Annotated in this window: 1 protein-coding gene; it reads right to left on the bottom strand. The window is 49.8% G+C overall.

Features of this window, described 5'->3' with window-relative positions; all coding sequences use genetic code 11:
• On the bottom strand, positions 1-310 hold a 310-nt coding region (locus tag K5R16_RS22275), incomplete at its 3' end, for an alpha/beta family hydrolase (protein WP_374758421.1).
• Positions 311-440 lie beyond the last annotated feature (130 nt).

Below are 440 nucleotides of genomic sequence, written 5' to 3'. Positions count from 1 at the left end.
CGCCCATGGATTTGCCCATCAAAAATAGTCGCTTGGGCGAAAACTCGGCAACCGCTGCTGCCAAGATCTGCTCGAAGGACTGCAACAGCGCAGGTGCCCGGTCCGGCGGGCGCCGCTTGCCATCCTCGCCGCGCTTGACCATGTAAGGAAAGTTAAACCTCAGCACGCTCGGGCCGCTGGCGGTCAACAGCGCGGCATAATCTGCCATAAAGTCGCTGTGCATATCGGCACCGGCGCCATGGGCGAACAACACCAGAGTGTCACTGTCCTTACCTTTATCCAGCAGCCAGTTAGTATTCAAATTCATCATCAGCCCTGTCCGAAGATACAATAATTTTCATGCTTGGATTCGAATAAACCACAATATTAAATACCGTACTTCCCTGACAAATCAATTTATTAAAAAATAGCGTTAAAAAACGACCAAGCGGTAATTATAT

Origin of the sequence: Shewanella sp. c952 (genome assembly GCF_019654975.1) — a bacterium.
Classification (GTDB): Bacteria; Pseudomonadota; Gammaproteobacteria; order Enterobacterales; family Shewanellaceae; genus Shewanella.
The sequence above is the reverse complement of the archived record's forward strand: the minus strand, read 5'-3'. Positions and strand labels throughout refer to the sequence as shown.